Origin of the sequence: Streptomyces sp. NPDC003038, assembly GCF_040611115.1 — a bacterium.
GTDB lineage: Bacteria > Actinomycetota > Actinomycetes > Streptomycetales > Streptomycetaceae > Streptomyces.
Window position 1 is genome coordinate 13185 of sequence record NZ_JBEXNN010000018.1, and the last position, 22526, is coordinate 35710.

At 70.7% G+C, this 22526-nt stretch carries 26 protein-coding genes, 1 tRNA gene and 1 riboswitch; of the genes, 10 read left to right on the forward strand and 17 right to left on the reverse strand.

Going from position 1 to position 22526, the window contains the following annotated elements; all coding sequences use genetic code 11:
* Window positions 1–9 precede the first annotated feature (9 nt).
* Both ABZX75_RS22110 and ABZX75_RS22115 read right to left on the reverse strand, forming a co-directional pair.
* Window positions 10–1044, reverse strand: coding sequence for a hypothetical protein (locus tag ABZX75_RS22110; protein ID WP_355413066.1), 1035 nt, complete (start codon window positions 1042–1044; stop codon window positions 10–12).
* Between the two features lie 47 nt (window positions 1045–1091).
* Window positions 1092–1628: a GNAT family N-acetyltransferase gene (locus ABZX75_RS22115; protein WP_355413068.1), complete on the reverse strand. Its 537-nt coding sequence runs from the start codon at window positions 1626–1628 to the stop codon at window positions 1092–1094.
* Between the two features lie 167 nt (window positions 1629–1795).
* Here ABZX75_RS22115 and ABZX75_RS22120 point away from each other — a divergent pair, with 167 nt between their 5' ends.
* A complete protein-coding gene (locus ABZX75_RS22120) occupies window positions 1796–1972 on the forward strand; it encodes a hypothetical protein (RefSeq protein WP_355413070.1) in 177 nt (58 codons plus the stop codon).
* 45 nt (window positions 1973–2017) lie between these two features.
* The gene (locus tag ABZX75_RS22125) at window positions 2018–2317 is read left to right on the forward strand and encodes a hypothetical protein (protein WP_355413072.1); all 300 of its coding nucleotides are present in this window, start codon (window positions 2018–2020) and stop codon (window positions 2315–2317) included.
* Window positions 2318–2330: 13 nt separating this feature from the next.
* Here ABZX75_RS22125 and ABZX75_RS22130 read toward each other — a convergent pair whose 3' ends face one another.
* The 5 genes from ABZX75_RS22130 to ABZX75_RS22150 form a co-directional block, all read right to left on the reverse strand.
* On the reverse strand, window positions 2331–3743 hold the full coding sequence (locus tag ABZX75_RS22130) for a DUF445 domain-containing protein (protein WP_355413074.1): 1413 nt from the start codon (window positions 3741–3743) through the stop codon (window positions 2331–2333).
* Between the two features lie 278 nt (window positions 3744–4021).
* Window positions 4022–4672, reverse strand: a complete 651-nt coding sequence (locus tag ABZX75_RS22135) for a DUF1707 domain-containing protein (protein WP_355413076.1) — start codon at window positions 4670–4672, stop codon at window positions 4022–4024.
* A gap of 179 nt (window positions 4673–4851) precedes the next feature.
* A complete protein-coding gene (locus tag ABZX75_RS22140) occupies window positions 4852–5820 on the reverse strand; it encodes an ATP-binding cassette domain-containing protein (RefSeq protein WP_355413078.1) in 969 nt (322 codons plus the stop codon).
* A gap of 3 nt (window positions 5821–5823) precedes the next feature.
* A complete protein-coding gene (locus ABZX75_RS22145) occupies window positions 5824–6630 on the reverse strand; it encodes an ABC transporter permease (RefSeq protein ID WP_355413267.1) in 807 nt (268 codons plus the stop codon).
* 91 nt (window positions 6631–6721) lie between these two features.
* A complete protein-coding gene (locus ABZX75_RS22150) occupies window positions 6722–7525 on the reverse strand; it encodes an ABC-2 family transporter protein (protein ID WP_355413080.1) in 804 nt (267 codons plus the stop codon).
* A 198-nt stretch (window positions 7526–7723) separates the two neighbouring features.
* On the opposite strand from ABZX75_RS22150, the gene ABZX75_RS22155 reads away from it, so the two are divergent.
* Window positions 7724–10138 carry a transglycosylase domain-containing protein gene (locus ABZX75_RS22155; protein ID WP_355413082.1) on the forward strand — a complete coding sequence of 805 codons (2415 nt, stop codon included), beginning with the start codon at window positions 7724–7726 and terminating at the stop codon, window positions 10136–10138.
* Window positions 10139–10167: 29 nt separating this feature from the next.
* Here ABZX75_RS22155 and ABZX75_RS22160 read toward each other — a convergent pair whose 3' ends face one another.
* The 3 genes from ABZX75_RS22160 to ABZX75_RS22170 form a co-directional block, all read right to left on the reverse strand.
* Entirely contained in the window at window positions 10168–10488 is a 321-nt protein-coding gene (locus tag ABZX75_RS22160) for a multidrug efflux SMR transporter (RefSeq protein ID WP_355413084.1), read from the reverse strand.
* A 30-nt stretch (window positions 10489–10518) separates the two neighbouring features.
* Window positions 10519–10592, reverse strand: a riboswitch (guanidine-III (ykkC-III) riboswitch).
* A 69-nt stretch (window positions 10593–10661) separates the two neighbouring features.
* Window positions 10662–11003, reverse strand: a complete 342-nt coding sequence (locus tag ABZX75_RS22165; protein ID WP_355413086.1) for a co-chaperone GroES — start codon at window positions 11001–11003, stop codon at window positions 10662–10664.
* 46 nt (window positions 11004–11049) lie between these two features.
* Window positions 11050–11367: a DUF3618 domain-containing protein gene (locus ABZX75_RS22170; RefSeq protein ID WP_355413269.1), complete on the reverse strand. Its 318-nt coding sequence runs from the start codon at window positions 11365–11367 to the stop codon at window positions 11050–11052.
* A gap of 110 nt (window positions 11368–11477) precedes the next feature.
* On the opposite strand from ABZX75_RS22170, the gene bcp reads away from it, so the two are divergent.
* From bcp to ABZX75_RS22190, 4 genes are all read left to right on the forward strand, one after another.
* Complete coding sequence (gene bcp / locus ABZX75_RS22175; protein ID WP_355413088.1) at window positions 11478–11945, forward strand: thioredoxin-dependent thiol peroxidase; 468 nt, start codon at window positions 11478–11480, stop codon at window positions 11943–11945.
* A gap of 148 nt (window positions 11946–12093) precedes the next feature.
* A complete protein-coding gene (locus ABZX75_RS22180) occupies window positions 12094–12735 on the forward strand; it encodes an HNH endonuclease signature motif containing protein (protein WP_355413090.1) in 642 nt (213 codons plus the stop codon).
* Window positions 12732–13409, forward strand: a complete 678-nt coding sequence (locus tag ABZX75_RS22185) for an HNH endonuclease (RefSeq protein ID WP_355413092.1) — start codon at window positions 12732–12734, stop codon at window positions 13407–13409. Before ABZX75_RS22180 ends, ABZX75_RS22185 begins: the two co-directional genes overlap by 4 nt.
* A 47-nt stretch (window positions 13410–13456) precedes the next feature.
* A tRNA-Leu gene (locus tag ABZX75_RS22190) sits at window positions 13457–13541 on the forward strand.
* A gap of 53 nt (window positions 13542–13594) precedes the next feature.
* On the opposite strand, the gene rdgB is transcribed toward ABZX75_RS22190, so the two are convergent.
* From rdgB to ABZX75_RS22210, 4 genes are all read right to left on the reverse strand, one after another.
* A complete protein-coding gene (gene rdgB / locus ABZX75_RS22195; protein ID WP_355413094.1) occupies window positions 13595–14203 on the reverse strand; it encodes an RdgB/HAM1 family non-canonical purine NTP pyrophosphatase in 609 nt (202 codons plus the stop codon).
* 96 nt (window positions 14204–14299) lie between these two features.
* Window positions 14300–14686, reverse strand: a complete 387-nt coding sequence (locus ABZX75_RS22200; protein WP_355413096.1) for a hypothetical protein — start codon at window positions 14684–14686, stop codon at window positions 14300–14302.
* A gap of 100 nt (window positions 14687–14786) precedes the next feature.
* Window positions 14787–15521, reverse strand: a complete 735-nt coding sequence (gene rph, locus ABZX75_RS22205; RefSeq protein ID WP_355413098.1) for a ribonuclease PH — start codon at window positions 15519–15521, stop codon at window positions 14787–14789.
* Window positions 15522–15696: 175 nt separating this feature from the next.
* The gene (locus ABZX75_RS22210) at window positions 15697–16008 is read right to left on the reverse strand and encodes a PTS glucose/sucrose transporter subunit IIB (protein ID WP_355413100.1); all 312 of its coding nucleotides are present in this window, start codon (window positions 16006–16008) and stop codon (window positions 15697–15699) included.
* A gap of 140 nt (window positions 16009–16148) precedes the next feature.
* Here ABZX75_RS22210 and ABZX75_RS22215 point away from each other — a divergent pair, with 140 nt between their 5' ends.
* Both ABZX75_RS22215 and ABZX75_RS22220 read left to right on the forward strand, forming a co-directional pair.
* The gene (locus ABZX75_RS22215) at window positions 16149–17450 is read left to right on the forward strand and encodes a PTS transporter subunit EIIC (RefSeq protein ID WP_355413102.1); all 1302 of its coding nucleotides are present in this window, start codon (window positions 16149–16151) and stop codon (window positions 17448–17450) included.
* Window positions 17451–17758: 308 nt separating this feature from the next.
* Complete coding sequence (locus ABZX75_RS22220; protein WP_355413104.1) at window positions 17759–19039, forward strand: PTS transporter subunit EIIC; 1281 nt, start codon at window positions 17759–17761, stop codon at window positions 19037–19039.
* 136 nt (window positions 19040–19175) lie between these two features.
* Here the strand turns inward: ABZX75_RS22220 and ABZX75_RS22225 are convergent, their stop codons facing one another.
* Window positions 19176–19928 carry an MBL fold metallo-hydrolase gene (locus tag ABZX75_RS22225; protein WP_355413106.1) on the reverse strand — a complete coding sequence of 251 codons (753 nt, stop codon included), beginning with the start codon at window positions 19926–19928 and terminating at the stop codon, window positions 19176–19178.
* 250 nt (window positions 19929–20178) lie between these two features.
* Between ABZX75_RS22225 and ABZX75_RS22230 the strand changes: the two genes are divergently transcribed.
* Window positions 20179–20610, forward strand: a complete 432-nt coding sequence (locus tag ABZX75_RS22230) for a hypothetical protein (RefSeq protein ID WP_355413108.1) — start codon at window positions 20179–20181, stop codon at window positions 20608–20610.
* A 598-nt stretch (window positions 20611–21208) separates the two neighbouring features.
* Here the strand turns inward: ABZX75_RS22230 and ABZX75_RS22235 are convergent.
* A complete protein-coding gene (locus ABZX75_RS22235; RefSeq protein ID WP_355413110.1) occupies window positions 21209–22159 on the reverse strand; it encodes a cysteine synthase in 951 nt (316 codons plus the stop codon).
* Entirely contained in the window at window positions 22159–22446 is a 288-nt protein-coding gene (locus tag ABZX75_RS22240; protein ID WP_355413112.1) for a MoaD/ThiS family protein, read from the reverse strand. The genes ABZX75_RS22235 and ABZX75_RS22240 overlap by 1 nt, the downstream gene beginning before the upstream one ends.
* Window positions 22447–22526 lie beyond the last annotated feature (80 nt).

Consider the following 22526-nt stretch of genomic DNA (forward strand, 5'->3'; position numbering starts at 1 on the left):
TTTCAGGCGCTACGGCCGGAGACGGGAATCCTGCGGGAACAGCGTCAGCTGTTGGTGGCCGCGGGCCACCGCTGTCGGTGGGGTGGGGCGGGAGCCGGCCAAGGTGAGGAGGGCGCGGAGGGCCGAGATGACCTCGGCGGGGGTGTCGCGGATCATCGACGGGGTGGCGCTGACCACCAGGATGCCGTGGGACTCCAGGCGGAGGCGACGGCGGAGCGTGGCGTGCCAGGCGTCGCGGGTGTAGTGGTACTCCGCCGAGTCGACCTCCAGGGCCACGCCCTCGTCGGGCCAGTAGGCGTCCGGGCTGGCCAGGAAGGCGCCGGCCGCGGTGTAGAGGCGGACGTTCCACAGGGGGGTCGGAAGGTCCGTCGCCGTGAGGGTGTCGCGGGCCCGCGCTTCGGCGATCGAGCGGACTCCGGCGACCAGTTCGGCGGCGGCGGCGCGGACCGCGGGACGGCTGAGGAGGCGGGAGGCGCGGAGTTCGGCGTACAGGTCGTTCGGGTGGCACCAGCCCGTCTGGACGACGGAGGCGAGGACCGAGCGGATCCGGTCGGGGTGTCCCGCGCGGGAGGCGAAGTCCGCAGCCGCCCGGACCGGCCGGGTGCTCGGGATGCCGGAGACGGTGATGGTCCGCGGCCAGCGCGAGGTCGGGAGCGGACGGACCGCGGCGGTGCCGGCGAGCTTGCGCGGGGCGCGGATCAGGACGTCAGCCGGTGTCGAGGGGGCGTCGCGGATGCCGAGGAGCGCGAGGGCGGCGCCGCCGGTGAGGGCTGCCGTCTCGCCGGCCAGGGGGTCCGCGGCGGGCTCGGCGGCGTACAGGACGGCGGAGAGTGCGCGCTGGCGAGGGTCGGGGGGTCCGGTCTGCAGGAGGTAGACACGGGGCAGTAAGCGCTGCCAGGGACCGCCGGGCCGGGTGCGTGAGGTGATCGTGCCGCCGGGAATGCCGGCCGTGGTGAGCTGGTGGCGCGTGGCCAGGTTGAGCTGCCTGCGGGCCACCTTCGTGGTCGCGGTGGGTGTCGCTGCCGTGTGCTTCGTCGTGATCATGCTGCGGGTATGCCCAGCCGTCAGGGCGGCCTACCCCCGCTCTCGGCCTAGCGGTTGGGGTGGTCCGGGGACAGGAAGACGATCACGCCTGTCTCGGTGCCGGGGCGGGCAGCGACCTCGTGCCACCCCAGGCGGCGGTACGTGGCCACCGTCTCGGTAGCGAGGCGGGAGGTCAGCAGCCAGGCGCGCCGGTCCGGGGCGTCGGCGGTGATCTCGGTGAGCAGCGCCCGGCCGGTGCCGCGGCCGCGCGCATACGGGCGTACCGCGAGCTCGTCTATCTCCAGGGCGCCGCTCAGGAGTTCCTTCACGCGGCTCGGGCCGAGCTGGGCCGCGACCTGGGCGTACGCGCGGTTCTTGGGGAAGGTGGCCGGTGTGACCCAGCCGGTGGCGAAACCGTCGATGCCGGTTGCCGACTGGGCGAAAGCGGTACGGAACCCGCGGCGCCGTGCGTCGGTCTGGAGGCGGGTCGCGAACTGGCGAATGGTTTCTTCACCCTCGTTCCACGGCGGACCGGAGAAGACGTCCGCGTAGGCGTCGACCAGTTCGTCCGCAAGGTCGAGGACGGCCTGTCCGTAGCAGATCACGATGTCCTGGCTCCTGATGCTCGGTGTGGATTCTCCCTTTTGGGTTGAGAGAGCAAATTTATGGGCTCCGGGTTCCTGGCACACTCATCGCACGGATCCGGCGAGTATGCGACAAATCCCCTCCCCACCCTGCGTGTCGGGAAGCCCCGCAGCCGCGTTGAGCAGCCGTGGACAGACTGCTTCGGGCCGCGGGCACCTGCGCGCTCGCCTTCCTTCTCGTCCTGGGCGCGGTGGCGCTGCTGCCCCGCACCATGCAGGACGCCGTGCCTGATGCCGTGGTCGGCGGCGCCGTGCTCGTACTCACGGCCCTGGGTGCCCGCCGGGTGGCCAGGCGATCGCGTTAGCCTCGTGACACGGCTCATCGGACCAGACGACCCAGGGAGTTCGACATGGCACGCGTACCCAGTTCCGTGGTGGCGGCGACCGGTCTGATCGGCGGGTACGCCGTCGCCCGGTGGACCAAGAAGCGCCCCCTGGGCGGTGTCGTCCTCGGCGCCGCCGGTCTCGCCGCCGGGCGCCAATGGCACCGCCGGGGCGGCACGCCCGCGGCGGCCGGGCTGGGGACGCTGTACCTCGCCGGGTTCGCCGGCGCCCACCCGCTGGCCAAGCGAGTCGGAGCGTGGCCGGCCGTATGCGGGGCCGCCGCGGTCGTTGCCGCCGCCTCCTGGGCTGTCGCCGACCGCGGCTGACCGGGCGCGCCCGTTACGCGCCGAAGGCGTGGGAGACCGTGTAGATCAGCAGGCCCGCCAGGGCGCCGACCACCGTGCCGTTGATCCGGATGAACTGCAGGTCCCGGCCGATGTGGGCCTCGATCTTCCGGGACGTGTGCTCGGCGTCCCAGCCCGCCACCGTGTCCGTGATCAGCGAGGTGATCTCGTCCCGGTACGTGGTGACGACATACACCACCGCGCCCTCGATCCAGCCCTCCACCTTCCGCTGGAGGCGGCCGTCGGTGGCCAGGCGGGCACCCAGCGCGAGGAGCGAGGCACGCACGCGCAGGCGCAGTTCGCTCTGCTCGTCCTCCGCCGCCGAGATGATCATCGAGCGGATCGCGGCCCAGGCGGAGGCGATCACGTCCTGGACCTCGTCACGCTCCAGGATCTCGGACTTGAGGCGCTCCACGCGGGCGCGGGTGTCCGTATCCGACTGGAGGTCGGCCGCGAAGTCCGTCAGGAAGCGGTCCACCGCCCCGCGCGCCGGATGCTCCGGCATGTCCCGCATCTCCGTGACGAAGCGGAGCAGCTCCTTGTAGACCTTGTCACCGATCTTGCGGTCCACGAACCGCGGGGTCCAGCCGGGCGCCCCGCCCTGGACCGCGTCCATCACCGAGTCCCCGTGCGTGACCAGCCAGTCGTGCGCCCGCGTGCACACGAGGTCGACGGCCCGGTGATGTCCGCCGTCCGCGACGACCTTCTCCAGCGTCTTGCCCATGGCCGGCGCGATCTCGGCCGTCTCGGCACGCCGGGTGATGGCCTCGCCTACGACGGCCTGCACATCGGAATCGCGCAGTACGGTCAGGGCTCCGCGCAGCGCGGTGGCCAGCTCCGCCGTGACCCGGTCGGCGTGCGCGGGCTCGGCCAGCCAGGCCCCGAGCCGGCCGCCGATGCCGAGCGCGTGCAGCCGGGCCTTGACCACGTCGGAGGAGAGGAAGTTCTCGCCGACGAACTCCCCGAGGGAGACGCCGAGCTGATCCTTCTTGGTCGGAATGATCGCGGTGTGCGGGATGGGCAGGCCGAGGGGCCGCCGGAAGAGGGCGGTGACGGCGAACCAGTCCGCGAGCGCGCCGACCATGCCGGCCTCGGCGGCGGCCGCGACGTATCCCGCCCAGGCACCGGCGCCCCAGGCGTGCTGGGCGTACTCGGCCAGTACGTAGACCAGCGCGACCAGGACCAGCAGGCTCGTCGCGGTGGTCTTCATCCGGCGGACGCCGCGCCGGCGCTCCTCGTCGGCGACGCTGAACACGAACGCGCCGCGGGTGGGCGGCGCCGGTGGTGACGGCGGCGAAGACGGTGACGGTGACGGCGGTGGTGGCGCCGGCGGGGCGGCTCCTCCTCCTGCTGCGGTGCGGTTGTCCACGTGCTCCTGCCTTCCCCCGGGCGCCGGTTTTGTCTGCATAGCATCCGACTCCCGGGCGGTGTGAAGAGTTCCCGCCACGCCATTTCGCTCCCGCGGGGGGGTGCGGTCCAGATCGGCCTGCCCGAGGCCCTGCGGCCGCGGCCGCGACCCCCGGCCCCGGCTCGCAAGCGTCCCATGCCGCCCCGGCCTGCCGCCGACCGGGAGCGGGCCAGGCCCGCGCGGGAGACTGCCCACCCGACCCGCATGCCCGTCCCGGCCCCACACCCAACCCCCCGCCCGCGTACCGGACCACCGCAGGGGCGGTGGGGCGGTGCCCGCTACAGCTCCTTGCGGTGCGGGCCGCCGCCCAAGTGCTTCGGTTCCTTGACCTTGACGTCCACGCCGCCCCAGAAGGCGAAGCCCGTCACGACCACCCGCGGGGCGCCCGGCCGGCTCGGGCCCGGGCTGTCACGCTGGTCGAAGGCGCCCATGAAACCGAAGCCCCGTACGTCGACCTCCACCCCCGGCGGCACCGTGATCTCGATGCCGCCCATGATCGCGACGCAGTTGATCACGACCTCCCGCTGGGCGAAGTCCGCCTCGCGCAGGTCGAGCTCCCCGGCGCCCCAGAACGCCACCGCGTCGAAACGGGCGGGCACCGTCCACCGCCCCTTGCGCTGGAACCCCGACATGACGGCGACGGCCGTCTTCGAGTCCCCCGCGCCGCCGATCCGCGCCTGCCAGGCCGAGCCCGAGCCGGCCCCCGCGGCCGCCGGCATGGGGGTCAGGGCCGCCGGCAGGTCCCGTGTGAGCGGTTCCAGCTCCGCGTACGTGCGGGACTTGTACGCCGCCTCCAGCCGCTCCTCGAATTCCTCCATGTCGAGCCGGCCCTCGGCGACGGCATCCCGCAGACGCTCCACCACCCGGTCCCGGTCGGCATCCGACGCCCTCAGCTCCGGCAACGGCTTCTCCGGCCGCTCGTCACTCATGAACACCAGCCTATGCAGAGACGCAGGGCAGTTGTATGACTTACCCGGGACGCGCGCCCCGGGTTTCTCCCTGACCCGCGCCCCGGATTCCTCCCTGACGCAGCCCCCACCCGACCCCCACCCGACCCCACCCGGGCCCGACCCGGCCCCCACCCCCTCCCCGTCCCGCCCCCGGTCCCTCACCCCCGCCCCGCGTACATCCGCGCGATCACGTCCTCGATGTCCGGCTCCCGCACCGACAGGTCCACCAGCGGATACTCCGCCGCCACCGCCGCCACCAGCGGCGCGGCCGAAGCCCCCGCCGGGAACGCCAGCCACTGCCGCGGCCCGTCAACCTTCACCACCCGCGCCCCCGCCACGCTGATCGGCGCCAGCTCCCGTTCCAGATCGACCACTAGCGTCCGCTCGCTCTCCCCCACCGACCCCGCCGAGTGCAGCCCGGCCAGCGCCCCGTCGTACATCAGCCGGCCGTGGTCGATCACCATGACCCGCTCGCACAGCTGCTCGATGTCCTGGAGGTCGTGCGTCGTCAGCAGCACCGTCGTGCCGAGCTCCTCGTTCAGCTGCCGCAGGAAGCCCCGTACCTTCGCCTTGCTCACCACATCCAGCCCGATCGTCGGCTCATCCAGGTACAGCACGTCCGGATCGTGCAGCAGCGCCGCCGCGATGTCCCCGCGCATCCGCTGCCCCAGCGACAACTGCCGCACCGGTACGTCGAGCAGCTCCGCCAGGTCCAGCCGGTCCACGCAGCGCTCCAGGTTCTCCTTGAACCGCGCCGCCGGAATCCGGTACATCCGCCGCATCAGCCCGTACGAGTCCTTCAGCGGCAGGTCCCACCACAGCGTCGTGCGCTGCCCGAAGACCACCCCGATCCGGTGCGCGAGGCGCATTCGCTCCCGCGCCGGGTCGATGCCCGCGACCCGCAGCCGGCCGCCGCTCGGCGTCAGGATGCCCGTCAGCATCTTGATCGTGGTCGACTTCCCGGCGCCGTTGGGCCCGATGTAGCCGACCATCTCGCCCCGCGCCACCTCGAAGCTGATCCCGTCGACCGCCCTGACCTGGCGTTTCTCCCGGCGCATCAGGCTCACTCGGCGCCGTACGTCGAAGACCTTCTCGACCCCGTCCAGCGCGATCAATGCCTCTGCCATCGTTCAGCTCCCCGTACTTCGATACGAACGGACTCCCACGCGCCATGCCAGCGACGCGGGCAGGAACACCGCGAAGGCCACCAGCGGGCTGACGTAGGCGACCCACCCCGGCAGCCCCAGCGGATCGGGCCGCCCCAGGATGTGCAGGGCGGGCAGCCAGTTGACGAAGGCCAGCGGAAGGATGAAGGTCACGCCGCGCAGCAGGTCCTTCGCGAACACGGTCGGCGGGTACTGGAGCATCGTGCAGCCGCCGTACGTGAAGGAGTTCTGCACCTCCGCCGCGTCCCCCGCGATGAACTGGAACGCCGCGCCGGCCACCATCACCGCCGCGAAGATCGCCGCGCCGGCCACGACCATCACGGGCACCAGCAGCACCTTCCCGACCGTCCAGTCCACCCCCGGAGCCCCCGGAGCCCCCAGACCTGCCGGACCGCCCGGACCCAGCACCCACATCGCCCAGACCAGCACCGCCAGCCCCTGCGCGACCCGCCCCAGCCGGCGCAGCGCGAAGCGGTCCGCCGCGACCTGCGCGAGCACCGGAACCGGACGCACCAGCATGGTGTCGAGCGACCCGTCGCGGATCCGGGTCCCGATCCGGTCCGTATTGCCCAGCAGCAGGTCCGCCAGGCCCAGGGAGGCCGAGCAGGATCCGTACAGCAGGGCGATCTCGGGCAGCGTGAAGCCGCCGAGGACGTCCACGTGCGAAAACATGATGTAGATCGCGACGAAGTCGAGGAGCGTGATCGCCGCGTTCCCGAAGGTCGACAGGAAGAACGACGTCCGGTACGTCATCGTCGACCGGATCCACATCGCCACGATCAGTCCGTAGCCGCGCAGCCCCTCCACGGCGCGATTGCGCTGCGGTACGTCCAGCACCACCCGGTCCCGTTCCAGCACCAGCTCAGCCACCCTGGACCACCACCTTGCGCGTCGCGGCCGACTGCAACAGCCGCCCCACTCCCAGCAGTACGCACGCCCACGCGGCCTGGAACCCCAGCGCCCCGGCCACGGCCCCGGCCCCCGCATGCCGGCCCAGCAGCACGTCCATCGGCACCTGGAGCATCGCCGCCCACGGCAGCGCCCGGACGAACTCGCCGAAGCCGCCCGGGAACACCGTCAGCGGCAGCAGCATCCCGGAGAAGAAGATCGAGACGACGGTGGCCATCATGTTGATCCCGGCCCCGTCCATCAGCCAGAAGGCCGCCAGCCCCAGCAGGTAGCGCACCGCGAAGCTCACCACCAGCCCGAGCGTGACGGACACCAGGAACAGCAGCCAGCGCGACGGATCCGTCGGCAGGGCCAACTGGAAGGCCAGCGACCCCGCCACCAGCGGAACCAACCCCCGCCCCAGCAGCTGGAAGCAGGCCCGGCCCATGTCCGCCGCCAGCCACCACATCTGAAGGTCCGCCGGCCGATACAGGTCGACGGCGATGTCACCCGTACGGATCCGCTCCTGGACCTCCTCCTGGAAGCCGCCCCCGATGAGCGCACTGGCGGCGAGCAGCGACTGGCTCACCCACACGAAGGTCAGCGCCTGCGCCTGGTCGTAACCGCCGAGTCCCGGCCGCTCGTCCCACAGTGCGATGTACGTGTACGCGACGATGAAACCGAACACCGTATTGGTGAACACCCCGGCCGCCGTCGCCGTCCCGTAGGTGGCGTAGCGCCGGAATCCGCCGGCCGCGACCTCGAGGTAGAGACGCACTGTCCCACCCGCCCTCTGACGCACCGTATCCCTCCGTTTCCCACGTCGTTCCTACGTCGGCCAAAGCGCGCGAGCTTAGTGCGGAGGGGCGATCCACGCGACCGATTTACGCCCGTCCGGAGCGGAATCACCGGCCATCCGGTAGACACCATGAGGTACAGAAGTGGATATTTCGCACGGCGCCGAGGAGTCCTGGAGATGAGCGACCAGTCCCCACCACCCGGCTGGATCCCTCGTGACCCGGACACACCCCACGAACAGCGGCCGCGGCGGGAACCGGGAGGACCGGCCACTCCCCGCAAGCCCGGGAAGAAGACCGGCCGGAAGCGGACCGGCTGGCGCCGGGCCTTCCCCACCTGGCGCATGGTCGTGGGCGGCGTCCTGGTCCTCGCCCTGCTGCTCGGCGGCGCCCTCCTCGCCGGCTACCTGCTGGTCGACATCCCCCCGGCCAACGCCGCCGCCACCGCCCAGTCCAACCTCTACCTCTACTCCGACGGCTCCCCCCTCGCCCGCGACGGCGAGGTCAACCGCGTCAACGTCCCGCTCTCACAGATCCCGCGCACCGTCCAGGAAGCCGTACTGGCCGCCGAGGACCGGGACTTCTACTCCGAACGGGCGGTGGACCCCAAGGCGATGGTCCGCGCCGCCTGGAACACCGCGACCGGCAAGGGCACCCAGTCCGGCTCGACCATCACCCAGCAGTACGTCAAGAACTACTACCTGGGCCAGGAACAGACCATCAAACGCAAGGTCAAAGAGTTCTTCATCGCGATCAAACTCGGTCGCGAGAAGTCGAAGGACTACATCCTGGAGGGTTATCTGAACACCAGCTACTTCGGCCGCAACGCCTACGGCATCCAGGCCGCCTCCCAGGCCTACTACGGCAAGGACGTCGGCACACTCACCACCGCCGAGGGCGCCTACCTCGCCACCCTCCTCAACTCCCCCAGCGCCTTCGACGTCGTCTCTCACCCCCGCGCACGCCCCCGCGCCGTCGCCCGCTGGAACTACGTCCTCGACGGCATGGTCAAGAAGCGCTGGATGTCCGCCGCCGAACGCGCGACCACACCGTTCCCCGAGCCCGGCAAGGTCCGCCCGGCCGCAGGACTGTCCGGGCAGCGCGGCTACCTCGTAGAGGCGATCAAGGACTACATCGTCGACCGCGAGATCCTCGACGACAAAACCCTCGCCGAGGGCGGATACCGCATCACCACCACCATCGACAGGCGCCGCCAGAACGCCTTCGTCGAGGCCGTCGACGACCAGATGGTCAGCAGACTCGACCCCGCGACACGCAAGGCCGACCGGTTCGTACGCGCCGGCGGAGTCTCCATCGACCCCGCCACCGGCAAGGTCGTCGCCCTGTACGGCGGCATCGACTACACCAAGCAGTACGTCAACAACGCCACCCGGCACGACTACCAGGTCGCCTCCACCTTCAAGCCGTTCGTCTTCGCCGCCGCCGTCGAGAACGACGCACGCACACAGGACGGCCGCCGGATCACCCCGCACACGATCTACAACGGCGACAACAAACGCCGCGTCGTCGGCACCCGGATCCCCTACGCCCCCGAGAACGAGGGCCAGGTGTCCTACGGCAACATCACCGTCAACACCGCCACCGACCTCTCCGTCAACGCCGTCTTCGCGCAAATGGCCGTCGACGTCGGCACCGACGAGGTCAAACAGACCGCCGTCGCCCTCGGCATCCCCGAGAACACCCCGAACTTCGACGCGGGCCCCGCCATGGCACTGGGCACCATGCAGGCCAGCGTCCTCGACATGACGCAGGCGTACGCGACCCTCGCGGACCACGGCCGCCACACCCCCTACACCTTCCTGGAAGAGATCACCAAGGACGGCGACACCATCGGCCTGCCCGACCGCGGCCCCACCCAGGCCATCAGCCGCGAAGCCGCCGACACCACCACCTCCATGCTGGTCAGCGTCGTCGACAACGGCACCGGTACGGCAGCCCTCGCCGCCGGCCACCCCGCGGCCGGCAAGACCGGCACCGGCGAACTCGACCGCTCCGCCTGGTTCGCGGCGTACACCCCGAACCTGGTCACGGTCGTCGCGATGATGGGCCAGGACCCGGACACCGGCAGCCTCCAGTCGCTGTACAACACCCTCGGCGAAGCCCGGATCGGCGGGGGCGGCTACCCGGCCCGCATCTGGGCCGCGTACACGAAGACGGCACTGGAGGGCACCGACCCCGTCGACTTCGACCTGGAACTCCAGCCCGGCGCGGCCCCGCCCCCGAGCCCGCCGCCCGCACCGTCCGACCCCGAGCAGGAGACACCGGGAGGCGACCGCCCGCCGACGAACCCGGGCCGGCCCAATCCGCCGACGCGCCCGAACCCGCCCAGCCCGCCGAACCCGCCGACGGACGGCCAGACGCAGGGAGGGCAGACGCAAGGCGGCCAGACCCAGGGAGGCCAGACGAACGGCGGCCAGACGAACGGCGGTCAGACCCAGGGAGGGCAGACGCAAGGAGGACAGACCCAGGGAGGCGCCACCCAAGGCGACGAAGGGGGCACCACCACCGGCACCCAGGGCACGGACGGCGGCGTCACCGAAGGCCAGCGCCCGCCGTCCGCATTCCTTGAGTAGCCGGCCGCCGGTCGGTGAGGTCAGTGAGGTCAGTGACCGGAGGTCATCTTCAGCCCCACCACGGCGACCAGCAGCAGACAGATGAAGAAGATCCGGGCGGCGGTCACGGGCTCACCCAGCACCGCCATACCCAGCACCGCCGCCCCGGCAGCGCCAATGCCCACCCACACCCCGTACGCCGTACCGATCGGCAACGATTTCGCGGCGTAGGACAGCAACACCATGCTCGCGACGATCCCGGCGCCCGTGAACACACTGGGCCAGAGCCGGGTGAAGCCTTCGGTGAATTTCATGCCGATCGACCAGCCGACTTCGAGCAGACCGGCGACAAGCAGCAGGACCCAGGCCATGACAGACACCTCCGGACGAGAGCGATACAGGGTGCGTCGTCTTGTCCAGAACCCGGTACGGCGCGTCTCGTCGGGGTACCCGTCCACCGTAGCAAAGGGCAGCCGAAAGGGCTGGTGACCTCGGCCACCAGCCCTTCTCACCCACCGCCGAGCCACAGGCCCCACGTCCAACGTCAGAGGTAGAGCCCCGTGGAGTCCTTCGACCCCTCCAGCCGCTCCGCCGCCACCGCGTGCAGATCCCGCTCGCGCATCAGCACGTACGTCGCACCCCGCACCTCGACCTCGGCCCGGTCCTCGGGGTCGTACAGCACCCGGTCGCCGGGCTCGACACTCCGTACGTTCTGCCCGACCGCAACCACCTCGGCCCAGGCCAGCCGCTTGCCCACCGCGGCCGTCGCCGGGATCAGGATGCCGCCGCCCGAGCGGCGCTCGCCCTCGGGCAGATCGGACTTCACGAGCACGCGGTCGTGCAGCATGCGGATGGGCATCTTGTCGTGGGTGGTGTTCTCGCTCACGACCCGAACCTACCTGCCCGCACCCGTGCCGCACTCCGGAGGGTCATCAACGCTTACGGCGCGCCGACACCACGAGCAGGCCGACCACACCCGCCGCGAGCAGCGCGACGGGCACGATCCGCTCGATGCGCGCAGACCCGTCCTCGTGGCGCAGGCCGGCCTTCGCGTCCGTCACAAGACGGTTCACCGCCACGAAGGCACGCCCGGCGGTGTGGTCGACCGTCGAGGCGACCCTGGCCTTGGCGTCCCCGATGATCGTCTTCGGGTGCATGCGCACACCGATCTCGTCGAGCGTCTCGGCGAGCTGCTCGCGGCGGCGGACGATGTCCGCCTCGATCTGTGCGGGGGTCCTGGCTTCCGGCACCGCGCTGCCTCCATCGTCGTGGTCGTGATCGTGATCCGTCATGGACAGTCTGTCAGCTGACTCAGCTTAGGCTCGTGCCATACCGATCCCCTGCCGAGGAGACTGTCAAGATGAGTGAGCGACTCCAGCCGGGCGACATCGCCCCCGCCTTCACCCTGCCCGACGCGGACGGCAACGAGGTCTCGCTCGCCGACCACACCGGCCGCAAGGTGATCGTCTACTTCTACCCCTCCGCCCTGACGCCGGGCTGCACCAAGCAGGCCTGCGACTTCACGGACAACCTGGCCGTCCTGGCCTCGGCGGGCTACGACGTCATCGGCGTCTCCCCGGACAAGCCGGAGAAGCTCGCGAAGTTCCGCGAGAAGGAGAGCCTGAAGGTCACCCTGGTTAGCGACCCCGAGAAGAAGATTCTGGAGGCGTACGGCGCGTACGGCGAGAAGAAGCTGTACGGCAAGACCGTGACCGGGGTCATCCGCTCGACGGTGGTCGTGGACGGGGACGGCAAGGTCGAGCAGGCCTTCTACAACGTGAAGGCCACCGGCCACGTAGCCAAGATCATCAAGGATCTGGGCATCTGACCCCCGCCCTTCCCCGCGATCGGCAGCGGCCCGCACCAACTGGTGCGGGTCGCTGCCGTTTATCGGACGGAAAAGGTCGCAACCGTCCGACTATCGGTCCGTTACTCCGTACGAGGCTGCGAACGCGCGGCCGAGAAATGGAGGGGCCATGCCGATCAGTCCGTACACGAGGGAGCGCCTCGCGGAGGCGGCGGAGGGGTCACGGACGCTGTCCGAGGCGCTGGTGAAGCTGGGGGTGGATCCGAAGAGCGGCTCACGGCGCTACCTGCACGACCGCATGCGGAAGCTGGGAGTGGACACGTCGCACTTTCAGGTGGAGGGAGCGAAGTGGACGAGGGAGATTCTGGCGGAGGCGGTCGCCGCCTCGACCACCATGTGCGCGGTTCTACGGCGGCTCGGCCTTGAGGTGGTGGGCGGCCACCACACCCACATCACCCGCCGCGTGAAGGCGTTCGGCATAGACACCGCGCATTTCACGCTGCCCTCCCCTGCGGGACGCCCCAAGACCCGGCGGACCCCGGAGTCGGTCCTCGTCAAGCAGGACGGGGCTCACGCCCGCCGGGCACAGAGTGAGCAACTCAAGCGGGCGCTCGCATCACTGGGCGTCCCAGAACAGTGCCAGTTGTGCGGCACCGATCCCACCTGGCAGGGGTACCCGCTGCCGCTGGAGGTCGACCACATCGACGGCGACTGGCGCGACAACCGTCCGGAGAACCTCCGGCTGCTCTGCCCCAATTGCCACTCCACCACGGACACATACCGCGGCCGAGCGAAGGGCCGCCGTCGATGAGGGTCCGCAAGGTCTACTCCCGCGAGGTTCTGTCGGAGGCCGCCGCACGGTGCCGTGACATCGACCAGGTCATCGCCCACCTCGGCACCGAGGCTTACCCCCGGCTCGACAGATACCTGCTCGGAAGGTTCCACAAGTACGGCATCGACATCACGCACTTCACTCACATCACGCGCCAACGCCGCAACTACGCCTGGCGCGTGAAGCCCGAAGGCGCCGTCTTGCGTGAAGCCGTTGCCACCTCCTGCTCGTTCGCGGAAACCCTGCGCCGCCTGGGCTGGAAGCCCTCCGGCAGCATGAACGAGGCACTCAAGCAGTGGATCCGCGAGGACTGCCTGTCGACAGCGCACTTCCTCGGTCAGGCCCATCAACGCGGTAAGCCGGGTCACACTGCCGCGAGGCCTGCCGAGAACATCCTCATCAAGCACGACGGAAAGCGACGCACCCGCACCCTCCTCCTACGGCGCGCTCTGCGCGAGGTCGGCGTCCCAGAGTGCTGCGACATGTGCGGAACACCTCCTGGCTGGCGCGGCCTGCCCATGACGCTGGAGGTCGACCACATCAACGGCGACTGGAGCGACGACCGGCGCGAGAACCTGCGGCTGCTCTGCCCCAACTGTCATGCGGTCACGAACACCTGGTGTCGGGGAGGAGCCCGTCGGCGCGCTACATGACGCACTAACGCACAACTCGCGCTCGACCGCTACCATGGCAGCACCAAGCGGCCGTGTCGAAATCAGGCAGCCGAGCGGCGCTTAGAACGCCGTGGGAGAGATCCCGTGGGGGTTCGAATCCCCCCGGCCGCACTCGTACGAAGGCCCGGCTCTCAGAGCCGGGCCTTCGGCGTGAACGGCAGGCGTCAGCCCAGGAGGTCGCGGACCACCGGGACCAGGGCGCGGAAGGCCTGGCCGCGGTGGGAGATGGCGTTCTTCTCCGCCGCCGAGAGCTCCGCGCAGGTGCGGGTTTCGCCGAGCGGCTGGAGGATCGGGTCGTAGCCGAAGCCGCCCGTCCCCGACGGGGTGGGGCGCAGGGTGCCCAGGAGGCGGCCCTCGACCACGCGGGAGGTGCCGTCCGGGAGGGCCAGGGCCGCCGCGCAGAAGAAGTGGGCGCCGCGGTGTTCCGGGGCGATGTCGGAGAGCTGGGCCAGGAGGAGGCGCAGGTTGGCCTCGTCGTCGCCGTGAGTGCCGGCCCAGCGGGCGGAGAAGATGCCGGGGGCGCCGCCGAGGACGTCCACGCAGAGGCCGGAGTCGTCGGCCACGGCCGGGAGGCCGGTGGCCTGGGCCAGGGCGTGGGCCTTGAGGAGGGCGTTCTCGGCGAAGGTGACGCCGGTTTCCTTGACGTCCGGGATCTCGGGGTACGCGTCCGCGCCGACCAGCTCGTGCGGCAGGCCGGCGTCGGACAGGATGGCGCGGAGTTCGGAGACTTTGCCCGCGTTGCGGGTCGCGAGGATCAGGCGGCTGCTGCTCATGGGGGCCATTATTCCGGCCGCCCCCGTCGTCCGGTCAGCCCGGTCAACCCCGCCAGCCCGCCGGCCCCGCCAGCCCGGTCAGTCATGTCAGCGCCGTCAGCCCGGGGTGCACACCTTGGAGATCTCGCTCGCCGCGTCCGCGACCGGCTTGATGTCGGGGGTGGGGTTGCCGTTTTCGATGGCGGTGCGGACGTTCTTGACGGCCGTGTTCATCGAGTCGATGGCCTTGCCGAGGTCGGCGTTGCCCGTCTGGTCGCCGATCTTCTTGAGGTTCGACTCGATCTGGTTGAGCGCGTTCTGGGCCTCCTGCGGGCTGTTGCCCGCCTGGGAGACCGCCTGCTGGAGGTCGTTGGCGCCGTCCGTGATGGCGACGGCGGTGTTCGCGCAGTCCATCGCCGTGGAGATGGCGTCACACGCCGTCAGGGCGGAGACGGACAGGGCGGCGGCGGCCACCACGGCGGCGATGCGGTACTTCTGCTTCATTTCGGGTCCCCCAAGGGTTCGGATACGTGGACGGGCGCACGGTTGTGACACCGTGCGCCCGTATCTTCCATGACGCCGGGACGGGCCCGGCGGTTGCCCCCTACAGAGCGGGCAGGTCCAGCGCGCGCAGCTGGATGGCTTCCAGGTCTGCGCAGCCTCCGGCGGCGAGGTCCAGGAGGGCGTTGAGTTCCTTGCGGTCGAAGGGCTCCCCTTCGGCGGTGCCCTGGACCTCGACGAAGCGGCCGTCGCCGGTGCAGACGACGTTCATGTCCGTCTCGGCCCGTACGTCCTCCTCGTAGCAGAGGTCGAGGAGGGGGACGCCGTCGACGATGCCGACGCTGACGGCGGCGACGGTGCCGGTGAGCGGCTTGCGGCCGGCCTTGATGAGCTTCTTCTTCTGGCCCCAGGCGACGGCGTCGGCGAGGGCGACGTACGCGCCGGTGATGGCGGCGGTGCGGGTGCCGCCATCGGCCTGGAGGACGTCGCAGTCCAGGACGATGGTGTTCTCGCCGAGGGCCTTGTAGTCGATGACGGCGCGCAGGGAGCGGCCGATGAGGCGGGAGATCTCGTGGGTGCGGCCGCCGATCTTGCCGCGTACGGATTCGCGGTCGCCGCGGGTGTTGGTGGAGCGGGGCAGCATCGAGTATTCGGAGGTGACCCAGCCTTCGCCGCTGCCCTTGCGCCAGCGCGGGACGCCTTCGGTGAAGGAGGCGGTGCAGAAGACCTTCGTGTCTCCGAAGGAGATGAGGACGGAGCCCTCGGCGTGCTTGCTCCATCCGCGTTCGATGGTGACCGGGCGGAGCTGTTCGGGCGTGCGGCCGTCGATGCGAGACATGGTTCGAGCCTAGCTCCTGCGGGGGAACGCGAAGACCCCGTCCGGGTGGTCCGGGACGGGGTCTTCAGGCGGCGTCTCGTACGGCGTCTTCGTACGGCGTCTTCGTACGGGGCCTTCGTGCGGAGGCCTCCGTACGGGGGGCCTTCGTGCGGGGGGCCTGCGGGTACGGCTCAGGTCACATCATGTCTTCGATGTCGGCGGCGATCGGGTCGGCGTCGGTGCCGATGACGACCTGGATCGCGGTGCCCATCTTGACGACGCCGTGGGCGCCGGCGGCCTTGAGTGCGACCTCGTCGACCTTGCTCGGGTCGATGACCTCGGTGCGCAGGCGGGTGATGCAGCCTTCGACCTCTTCGATGTTCTCGATACCGCCGAGCCCGGCGACGATCTTCTCAGCCTTGGTGGCCATGTGTTTCTCCCTGAGTGTTACGAAGAACGAGTCTCGGCGGCCGTAACCAGCGTGGTCCGCTTTGTCACGGTAGCTCACGGTTGGCCCATCTACGCGGGCGCATGCCGGGCTTCTGTCGAATGATGACCATCAGCAGCAGCCTGCCCCACGACTGGTCTACACCAGTGTGCCGCACATGTTGCGACTGCCAGAAACCGGGTCGGTCAGGGAGGACGCCGATGAGCGCGAGCAGCGCCGCAGCAGTGCCGGAGAGCAGGTGGTGGAACAGCCTGTTCCAGGGACTGCAGAAGATGGGGCGGAGTCTGCAGCTGCCGATCGCGGTCCTGCCCGCGGCAGGCATCCTCAACCGCCTCGGCCAGCCGGACGTGTTCGGCTCCGAGGGCCTGAACTGGACGAACGTCGCCAAGGTGATGGCGGGCGCAGGCGGGGCGCTGCTGGACGCGGACCTCGGGCTGCCGCTGCTGTTCTGCATCGGCGTCGCGATCGGCATGGCGAAGAAGGCGGACGGCTCGACCGCGCTGGCGGCGGTGGCGGGCTTCCTCGTCTACCGGGGTGTGCTGCACGCCTTCCCCAAGGACTGCCCCGAGGGCACGCGGGACATCAGGGGCGGCTGCCTGGGGCAGGCCGATGCCTTCGCGGGGTACACGTTCCAGAATCCGGGGGTCTTCGGCGGCATCGTGATGGGCCTGCTGACCGCCTGGTTCTGGCAGCGCTACCACCGGGTGAAGCTGGTCGACTGGCTCGGCTTCTTCAACGGCCGCCGGCTGGTGCCGATCATCATGTCCTTCGTCGCGATCGCCTTCGCCGCGCTGTGCCTGTGGATCTGGCCGCCGATCGGCGGTGCGCTGGAGAGCTTCTCCGACTGGCTGATCGGTCTGGGTGCCTGGGGTGCCGGGCTCTTCGGCATCGCGAACCGGGCGCTGCTGGTGATCGGCCTGCACCAGTTCCTGAACGTGCCGGTGTGGTTCCAGTTCGGCAGCTTCACGAAGCCGGACGGGCAGACGGTGCACGGTGACATCAACATGTTCCTGGCGGGTGACCCGGATGCCGGTCAGTTCCTCACCGGCTTCTTCCCGATCATGATGTTCGCCCTTCCGGCGGCGGCGCTGGCGATCACGCACTGTGCCAAGCCGCAGCGGCGCAAGGAGGTGGGTGGCCTGATGCTGTCGGTCGGCCTGACGTCCTTCGTCACCGGCATCACGGAGCCGCTGGAGTACTCCTTCCTCTTCGTGGCGCCGCTGCTGTACGTGATCCACGCGGTGCTGACGGGTGTGTCGATGGCGGTGACGTGGGCGCTGGGGGTGAAGGACGGCTTCAGCTTCTCGGCGGGTCTGATCGACTACGTCATCAACTGGAGTCTGGCGACGAAGCCCTGGTTGATCATTCCGATCGGTCTCGCCTTCGCCCTCGTCTACTACGTGGTCTTCCGCTTCGCGATCACGAAGTTCGACATCCCGACGCCGGGCCGGGAGTCGGACGAGGAGATCGCGGCGATGCAGGCGGAGAACACCAAGGCGTAGCGGTCGGCATGGCGCGCTGAGGCCCTTGGGCCCTGCCGCGCGGGCCCCCGGATCCCAGGTTCCGGGGGCCTTCGGCATGTCCGTGGGTCCGGAGGCCCCGGTGGTGGGCCGTTGGCGGCGCCGGTGTGGCGTAGGCCACATGAAAACGAAGGTTCCTTATCTAACCCTCACCGTGTTACAACTGGTCTACACCACCTATTGGTGTAGACCACGCGGTGGCTTGATCCGGCCCTCGCGGTCCCCCTTTCTGAGACGCCGCCACCCTTCTTCCTTGTCCCCGGGCGGCGCCTTGCCCCCTGGAGGAAGTTGTGTCCACGGCTAGCGCTGCCCCGGCGGCCGAGAAGAAGAAGGGCTCCGGAGCGATGGCTGTCATGCAGCGCATCGGCCGGAGCCTGATGCTCCCCGTCGCGGTGCTGCCCGCAGGCGCCCTGCTGCTGCGTCTCGGCGCGGACGACATGCTCGGCGACAAGGACGTCTTCCCGACGTTCATCCTCAAGATCGCGGGTTACATGGCCGCCGGCGGCGGCGCGATCCTCGACAACATGGCGCTGCTGTTCGCCGTCGGCATCGCGATCGGCTTCGCCAAGAAGTCCGACGGTTCCACCGCCCTCGCCGCCGTCACCGGTTACCTGGTCTTCCAGAAGGTCCTCGCCACCTTCACCGACAGCAACCTGCCCCAGGTCGCCAAGGTCGTCGGCGGCAAGATCGTCATGGTGGACGCCGCCGTCAACGCCGGGGTCCTCGGCGGTGTCGTGATGGGCATCATCACGGCCCTGCTCTACCAGAAGTTCTACCGGACCAAGCTGCCCGACTGGGCGGGCTTCTTCGGCGGGCGCCGCCTCGTCCCGATCCTCACCGCGCTCGCGGGCCTGGTCACGGGCATCGTCTTCGGCCTGATCTGGCCGGTGCTGGGCACGGGTCTGCACAACTTCGGTGAGTGGCTGACCGGTTCCGGCGCGGTCGGCGCGGGCATCTTCGGTGTCGCCAACCGTGCGCTGATCCCGATCGGCATGCACCACCTGCTGAACTCCTTCCCGTGGTTCCAGGCCGGTTCGTTCGACACCCCCAACGGCGCCGTCCACGGTGACATCGGCCGCTTCCTCGCCGGTGACCCGAGCGCCGGACAGTTCATGACCGGCTTCTTCCCGATCATGATGTTCGCGCTCCCCGCGGCCTGCCTCGCGATCGTCCACTGCGCCCGCCCCGAGCGCCGCAAGGTCGTCGGCGGCATGATGTTCTCCCTCGCGCTCACCTCCTTCGTCACCGGTGTGACCGAGCCGATCGAGTTCACCTTCATGTTCATCGCGCCGGTGCTGTACGCGATCCACGCGGTGCTGACCGGTGTCTCCATGGCGCTGACCTGGGCCCTGGGCATGCGTGACGGCTTCGGCTTCTCGGCGGGCCTGGTGGACTTCCTGCTGAACCTGGGCATCGCGGACAAGCCGTGGATGCTGGTCCTGGTCGGCCTCTGCTTCGCGGTCGTCTACTACGTCGTCTTCCGCTTCGCGATCACCAAGTTCAACCTCCCCACCCCGGGCCGCGAGTCCGACGAGGAGCTCGCCGAGCTGGTGAAGGCCGAGGCCAAGTAGTCCCCGCGGCTGCCCGCCGCACCCGGCATTTTTCAGAACCGAAGCCCCTGTCCTTCCTCGTGAAGGACAGGGGGCTTCGGCGATGCGCGTCATCGGCGCCGGGCGGCCCTCGGGCCTCCCGACCGCCGGGTGCCCGCTAGATCTCGTAGACGGCGCCCGGGTACGCCAGGTCGACGCGGCCGTCGTAGACCGCGCGGGCGTCGGCGAGGTTCTGTCCGGCGTCCGTCCACGGCGGGATGTGGGTGAGGACGAGCCGGCCGACCCGGCCGACGCGGGCGTACTCGCCGGCCTCGCGGCCGTTGAGGTGGAGGTCCGGGATGTCCTCCTTGCCGTGCGTGAAGGAGGCTTCGCAGAGGAAGAGGTCGGTGCCCTCGGCGAGCAGGCCCAGCTCGGGGCAGACGCCGGTGTCACCGGAGTACGTGAGCGAGCGGCCGTCGTGCTCGATGCGGATGCCGTACGCCTCGACCGGGTGGCAGACCTTCTCCGTACGGATCCGGAAGGGTCCGATCTCGAAGGTGGCCGACTTCAGGGTGCGGAAGTCGAAGACCTCGCTCATCGAGCGCTCGTCGGGGACGTCCTCGTAGGCGGCGGTCAGGCGCTGTTCGGTGCCCTCGGGGCCGTAGACGGGGATGGTGCCGCAGCGGCCGCCCTCGTGCCGGTAGTAGCGGGCGACGAAGTACGCGCACATGTCGATGCAGTGATCGGCGTGCAGGTGGCTCAGGAAGATCGCGTCGAGGTCGTAGAGGCCGCAATGGCGCTGGAGGGCGCCCAGCGCGCCGTTGCCCATGTCGAGGAGCAGCCGGAAGCCGTCGGCCTCGACGAGGTAGCTCGAACAGGCCGATTCCGCGGACGGGAACGACCCCGAACAGCCGACGACGGTGAGCTTCATGGAGCGTGAACCTCCGTGGACGGTCCGTGGACGGAATGCGGGCCGTGCGTGCGTCGAGCGTAAGGCGCGAAACCCTCGGTCGCTCCTCCGCGGCGGGCCGTTGTGGGGGGAATCACCTGTGGTGTCACTCGGGGGAGCGACGGTGGGCACGGGCGTAGCCATGCGCCGCCGTGCCAGGCGCCGTTGCGCTGCCGTGCGGGGGCCGCTGCGCTGCCGTGCCGGGGGCGCGCGGCGCGGCTACGGTCGAAGCATGGACACGTCCTGGTGGCCCGCCGTGGCCGCGGTCGTGGCCGTGGCGCTGGTGGTGCTGGTCGCCGGGGAACGGCTGGGGATGCCCCGCCGGGCCCCGCCTGCGCACGGAGCCGGCCCGCCGCCCCGGCCGCGGGCGGGCGAGCTGTGGCGTCTGGCGGACGGCCGGACGTGTCTGGTCCTGGCGGTGGGGGCGGTACGGACCCGCCGCGTGCGCGTCGCGTGGATCACCGGGAAGTACGACGACCGGCGGGCCGGGGTGCTCCCGCTGCCCCCGGGGACGGAGGGGACGCAGGGCCGGCCGAGTTTCCTGGAGGCGGATCGGCCGGCCGAGGTGTCGGTGTGGGAGTTGCGGACCAGGGTCGGACTGCTGGACCCGGCGCTGTGGGACGAGATCCAGGGCCTCGGCGGGCCGGGAGGCCGCGGCGGATGAGCGGATGATCCGGGCGGGGCGCGTGTACGAACCCCCGGAGGCGGGGCGGTGCGGAACTGGCCCGCCTGTGCGCCCTGGCGGGCGGCGGGCCGGGGCGGTCAGCCCTGTCGACCGCGGTCAAGCATCCGGGGTCGAGCCACGCCGCCGTGCTCGCGGAACGGCCGGGCTAACCGGCCGTCGCCCGTCGCCCCGGGGGCGAGGCGGAGCCGGTGCCGCCCGGTGTGGGTGCCGCGACGCCCCGGCGCCCGTCGCCCGGGGCGGATCCGGTGCCGTGGGCCCGTGCCGGTGGGGGTGCCGCGACGTCGTGTTCCCGGGCCGGGGTGCGCCGGGCCCCGGGCCCCGCGCCTCGATCGCCGGCGGAGGGCGTGACGTGAGGCGCGGGCGCGCGGCGCCGTACGGGGTCTGGGCGGAGCCCCGGCAGGGGGGCCACAGGCTGCTACGCCGGCGCGGCGCCGTACGGAGTCCGGGGCGGAGCCCCGGCAGAGGGCCCGCAGGCTGCTACGCCGGCGCGGCGCCGTACGGGGTCCGGGGCGGAGCCCCGGCAGAGAGGCCGCACGCGGCGACGCCGACGGGACCCCGACAGAGGGCCCGCACGCGGCTACGCCCAGAGCTGGCCCTGGAGGACCTCGATGGCCTCCTCCGTCGTCGCAGCCGTGTAGACCCCCGTCGAGAGGTACTTCCAGCCCCCGTCGGCCACGACGAAGACGATGTCCGCCGATTCGCCCGCGGCCACCGCCCTGCGGCCGACGCCGATCGCCGCGTGCAGGGCCGCCCCGGTGGAGACGCCCGCGAAGATGCCCTCCTGCTGGAGGAGCTCGCGGGTGCGGGTGACCGCGTCCGCGGAGCCGACCGAGAAGCGGCTGGTGAGTACGGAGGCGTCGTACAGCTCCGGGACGAAGCCCTCGTCCAAGTTGCGCAGGCCGTAGACCAGGTCGTCGTAGCGCGGTTCGGCCGCGACGATCTTGATTCCCTCGACGTGTTCGCGCAGGTAGCGGCCGACGCCCATCAGGGTGCCGGTCGTGCCCAGGCCCGCCACGAAGTGGGTGATGGACGGGAGGTCCGCGAGGATCTCCGGGCCCGTCGTGGCGTAGTGCGCGCCCGCGTTGTCCGGGTTGCCGTACTGGTAGAGCATCACCCAGTCCGGGTGCTCCGCCGCCAGTTCCTTGGCCACCCGGACCGCGGTGTTCGAGCCGCCGGCAGCCGGCGACGGGATGATCTCGGCTCCCCACATGGCCAGCAGGTCACGCCGCTCCTGGCTGGTGTTCTCCGGCATCACGCACACGATGCGGTAGCCCTTGAGCTTGGCCGCCATCGCCAGCGAGATGCCGGTGTTGCCCGAGGTGGGCTCCAGGATCGTGCAGCCCGGGTGGAGCCGGCCGTCCTTCTCCGCCTGTTCGACCATGTGGAGCGCGGGGCGGTCCTTGATCGAGCCGGTGGGGTTGCGGTCCTCCAGCTTGGCCCAGATCCGCACGTCGGCGGAGGGCGACAGCCGGGGCAGCCGGACCAGCGGCGTATTGCCGACCGCGGCCAGAGGGGAGTCGTAGCGCATTACTTCGATCCGCCGGCCACGGCGGGGAGGATGGTCACGCTGTCGCCGTCGGAGAGCTCGGTGGTGATGCCGGCGAGGAAGCGGACGTCCTCGTCGTTGAGGTAGACGTTCACGAAGCGGCGCAGTTCGCCGCCCTTCGACTCGTCGACGATGCGCTCCCGGATGCCCTTGTGGCGGGTGTCGAGGTCGGCGAAGAGCTCGTCCAGGGTGGCACCGCTGCCCTCGACGGCCTTCTGGCCGTCGGTGTACGTGCGCAGGATGGTGGGGATGCGGACCTCGATGGCCATGGCTGGCTCCAGTGTCGTGAAGGGGCGTGAGAACGTCAGGGCGCGCGGTTCTTGTTGCCCCCGCGCGAGAGGGCTGTGGG